This window comes from Clostridiales bacterium (assembly GCA_017961515.1).
Taxonomy (GTDB): Bacteria; Bacillota; Clostridia; order Acetivibrionales; family RGIG10202; genus RGIG10202.
Genome location: JAGCXC010000084.1, coordinates 1 through 3,642 on the forward strand (window position 1 = coordinate 1; position 3,642 = coordinate 3,642).

Genomic DNA, 3,642 nt, shown 5'->3' on the forward strand with positions numbered 1-3,642 from the left:
AAGCCGAAGCTATTAAGCTTTAGTGCGGATACACTAGTAGTTACAGGAGGAGTTGCCAAAAATAGTGCTTTTATTAAGTTTATAAAAAATGAAAATATATATAAAGAAGTTATAGTGCCACAATTTACACAGTTAAATGGAGCTATAGGGTGTGCAGTATATGGATTTTTAAAGGAGGAAAAATAATGAAAAAGGCAGTTATTTTATTATCAGGTGGATTAGACAGCACAACATGTATATCTTATGCAATTAAGAATGGATATGAGGTATATCCAATATCTTTTGATTATGGACAAAGACTAAACAGAGAATTAGAGTGTGCAAAAAAAGTTGTAAAACATTTCAATGTCAAGACTCACAAAATAATAAAAATGGATAATGTAGGAGGAAGTGCACTAACAGACATGAATATTAGTGTACCTAAATTTGAAGGAGATGGAGAAATACCAGTTACATATGTTCCCGCAAGAAACATAATCTTTTTAAGTTATGCTACAGGATATGCAGAAGTAGTAGGTGCAGATGCAATTTTTATAGGAGTAAATGCTGTTGATTATAGTGGTTATCCAGATTGCAGAAAAGAATTTATAGAGGCATTTCAAAATATGATAAATGTAGGAACAAAAAGAGGAGTAGAAGGAAATCCAATAAAAATAGAAACACCTTTACTTAATTTATCAAAGGGAGAAATAGTAAAATTAGCAAAAGAAGTAGGTGCACCATTACAATATTCAACAAGTTGCTATAATGGAAAAGAAAAAGCTTGTGGAGTATGTGATAGCTGTACATTAAGATTAAGAGGATTTAAAGAAGCGGGATTAATAGACCCAATTCCTTATGAAAACGATGTTAATTTAAAGTAGGAGGAAAATAAAGTGATAAGTGTAACAAAAATATTTACATTCGACAGTGCTCATAACTTACTAAATTACGAAGGTATATGTAAAAATTTACATGGACATACATATAAGTTAGAAGTAACAGTGACAGGTGAAATAAATGAGATAGGTATGGTTTGTGACTTTACAGAATTAAGTTCATTAGTTAAAGAAAATATTATAAAGAAACTAGACCATAAATACTTAAATCAAGTATTCAATTTTAATCCAACTTGCGAAATGATGGTAAAATGGATATGGGATGAATGTAATAGAATGTTTAGTGGCAAAGAATACAAAATTAAGAAAATAGTTTTATGGGAAACACCAACAAGTTTTGCCACAATAGAGTAAAAAAGGAAGTAGTACGTTTATGAAAGTAAATGAGATTTTTTTAAGTATACAAGGAGAAAGTTCATCAATAGGTAAACCGACAATATTTGTAAGATTTACAGGGTGTAATTTAAGGTGTAGCTATTGTGATACTAAATATGCTTATACTGAAGGAATAGAAATGACAATATCTGAAATTATGTCTAAAATAGAAAGTTTTAGTTATAAAAGAGTGTGTCTTACAGGTGGAGAACCGTTGTTACAAGAAGATATACAGGATTTACTAGATAGATTAAAGGATTATGAAGTGTCAATAGAAACAAATGGATCAATTGACTTAAGTAATATTAAATTATTAGCAAATCAAAGATTTATTATGGATATAAAGCTAAGAACATCAGAATGTTTTGAAAAGATGCATTTTGATAATTTTAGGTATCTAACAGATAAAGACGAAATAAAATTTGTTATAGCAAATAGACAAGATTATGACTTAGCAAAATATGTTATAACAAAGTATTATAAGCATGGAGATATGATAATGTCTCCGGTATTTAACGAAATTGAATATAAAGATTTAGTTGAATGGATATTAGAAGATAAGCTAAATATTAGATTTCAGTTACAAATACATAAAATAATATGGGATAAAAATAAACGAGGAGTGTAGATTTTTTGTGATAAAGACATGGGAAGAATTAGAGTACATATGCAATAATTGTAGAAACTGTGAATTAGCAAAGTCTAGGCATAATGTGGTTTTTGGAAGAGGGAATAAAAATGCGAAAGTTTTGTTGGTGGGTGAAGGACCAGGAGAACAGGAGGATTTGCAAGGTAAGCCTTTTGTAGGACAAGCAGGAAAGCTTTTGGATTTGTTACTTTGTGCCATGGAAATATCACAACAAGATATCTATATTGCAAATATTGTAAAATGCAGACCACCAAATAATAGGGTACCAAATAAAGATGAAGCGGAAGCATGTATTAATTACTTAAGAAATCAAGTATATTTGCAAAATCCTAAAATAATAGTTTGCCTGGGGAGTACTGCAGCTAAGCATATTATAGATAAAAATATCCAAATAACAAAAATAAGAGGTAATTGGATACAAAGAAAGAATGTCTTAATAATGCCCACATATCACCCTGCGGCATTATTAAGAGATATAACAAAAAAGGCACCAATGTGGGAAGATTTCAAAAAAGTCAAGCTAAAAATGGGGGAATTATGTTAAAACAGAATAGAATAGACAAACTATATAAAGAGTACAAGGAAAAATTCAAGGATTTTGAAGTGGTAGTTGGAGAAGGAAATATAGATGCAGAAATATTTTTAATAGGTGAAGCACCAGGAAAGGATGAAGTATTGCAAGGTAAGCCATTTGTTGGGATGGCAGGCAAGAATTTGTCCTTTTTTTTAGATAATATAAAGGTTGATAGAAAGGATATTTATATAACTAATACTATAAAGTATAGACTTTCTAAGATAAATCCTAAATCTGGTAGGGTGGTAAATAGACCAACAACAGCTAAAGATTTAGAATTAAACTTAGAGTATCTGTATAAGGAAATAGATATAATAAATCCAAAGTATATAGTTACATTGGGAAATGTGCCATTAAAGGCAGTAACAAATGATAAAAGTACAAATATAGGTGATGTACATGGTACATTGAGAGATATTAGTATAAAAAGCAAAAACTATATGATTTTCCCATTATACCATCCTGCTAGTATAATTTATAATAGAAGCTTAAAAGACGTTTATTTAAACGATATGATACAATTTTCAAACATTATAAAGAACGGCGAAAATTGAAGAAAAAAATACTAAAAAAGCAAAATAAGAGAGTATTAAAAACGTAAATTAAAATAAACACCTAAAACAAACAAAAATAAAGTTGCAACATAACCTTAAATGATGGTATATTATCAGAGCAGTCACGAAAGACTGAAAAACAAAGCAAGAATGGACATTGAAAAGTAAACAGTATAAAGATAATCAAGACTCGTAAAAGAATTTGAGAAAATGTACTTTAACACGAACAAAAGTGAGAAAATGAGCAAAGAAAGAACTCATATAAAATAAAATTTTATTAGAGAGTTTGATCCTGGCTCAGGACGAACGCTGGCGGCGTGCCTAACACATGCAAGTCGAACGAACATACTAGCAATAGTAAGTTAGTGGCGGACGGGTGAGTAATACATGAGTAACCTGCCTTATACAGGGGGATAACACTTAGAAATGGGTGCTAATACCGCATAATAACTTAGTATGGCATCATACTAGGAGGAAAGGAGAAATCCGGTAAAAGATGGACTCATGTTCGATTAGCTAGTTGGTGGGGTAAAGGCCTACCAAGGCAACGATCGATAGCCGAACTGAGAGGTTGAACGGCCACATTGGAACTGAGAGACGGTCCAGACTCCT

Annotated in this window: 6 protein-coding genes and 1 rRNA gene; all 7 read left to right on the top strand. The window is 30.9% G+C overall.

The window, feature by feature from the left end:
• Positions 1-186, top strand: a 186-nt coding sequence (locus tag J6Y29_05905; protein MBP5427402.1) for a 2-hydroxyglutaryl-CoA dehydratase, incomplete at its 5' end; no start/stop codon positions are given.
• The gene (gene queC, locus J6Y29_05910) at positions 186-863 is read left to right on the top strand and encodes a 7-cyano-7-deazaguanine synthase QueC (protein ID MBP5427403.1); all 678 of its coding nucleotides are present in this window, start codon (positions 186-188) and stop codon (positions 861-863) included. The genes J6Y29_05905 and queC, both read left to right, overlap by 1 nt.
• A gap of 12 nt (positions 864-875) precedes the next feature.
• The gene (gene queD / locus J6Y29_05915) at positions 876-1,232 is read left to right on the top strand and encodes a 6-carboxytetrahydropterin synthase QueD (GenBank protein MBP5427404.1); all 357 of its coding nucleotides are present in this window, start codon (positions 876-878) and stop codon (positions 1,230-1,232) included.
• A gap of 19 nt (positions 1,233-1,251) precedes the next feature.
• The gene (locus J6Y29_05920; GenBank protein ID MBP5427405.1) at positions 1,252-1,881 is read left to right on the top strand and encodes a radical SAM protein; all 630 of its coding nucleotides are present in this window, start codon (positions 1,252-1,254) and stop codon (positions 1,879-1,881) included.
• Positions 1,882-1,891: 10 nt separating this feature from the next.
• The gene (locus J6Y29_05925) at positions 1,892-2,446 is read left to right on the top strand and encodes a uracil-DNA glycosylase (protein ID MBP5427406.1); all 555 of its coding nucleotides are present in this window, start codon (positions 1,892-1,894) and stop codon (positions 2,444-2,446) included.
• Positions 2,440-3,030, top strand: a complete 591-nt coding sequence (locus tag J6Y29_05930; protein MBP5427407.1) for a uracil-DNA glycosylase — start codon at positions 2,440-2,442, stop codon at positions 3,028-3,030. The genes J6Y29_05925 and J6Y29_05930 overlap by 7 nt, the downstream gene beginning before the upstream one ends.
• A 274-nt stretch (positions 3,031-3,304) precedes the next feature.
• Positions 3,305-3,642: ribosomal RNA gene (locus J6Y29_05935) — 16S ribosomal RNA — on the top strand; the annotation flags it as partial.

Coding starts and splice junctions, on each gene's coding strand:
- queC (MBP5427403.1), top strand. CDS start 186: ATGAAAAAGGCAGTTATTTTATTATCAGGTGGATTAGACAGCACAACA.
- J6Y29_05920 (MBP5427405.1), top strand. CDS start 1,252: ATGAAAGTAAATGAGATTTTTTTAAGTATACAAGGAGAAAGTTCATCA.
- J6Y29_05930 (MBP5427407.1), top strand. CDS start 2,440: ATGTTAAAACAGAATAGAATAGACAAACTATATAAAGAGTACAAGGAA.